Genomic DNA, 279 nt, shown 5'->3' on the forward strand with positions numbered 1-279 from the left:
AGGCCCTGGCCCATCCCGAGCCGCTGGCTACCCTGCCCGGAAAACACCACCGCCAACCGACCAGACCCCGCAACCCCGGCAACCACCCCCGGCGCCTGAACACCCGTAGCCAGCGCTTGCAACCCGTCCACCAACGCCGACCGATCCTGGCCGAGCACCACACCCCGATGCGTGAACCCGGTCGCCCGGCTGCCCACCAACACCCGCCCCACCACCACCGGATCCACCTCAGGCCGGTCAGCCACAAACCCCGCCAACCGCTGCGCCTGCGCCCGCAAC

General features: G+C 71.7%; 1 pseudogene. It reads right to left on the bottom strand.

The annotated features are described in order from the left end of the window. Window positions 1–227, bottom strand: a pseudogene (locus ACLQ2W_RS34000) (type I polyketide synthase); the annotation flags it as partial. Between the last annotated feature and the right edge of the window lie 52 nt (window positions 228–279).

It is taken from the genome of Micromonospora sp. DT227 (assembly GCF_049841835.1).
Taxonomy (GTDB): Bacteria; Actinomycetota; Actinomycetes; order Mycobacteriales; family Micromonosporaceae; genus Micromonospora.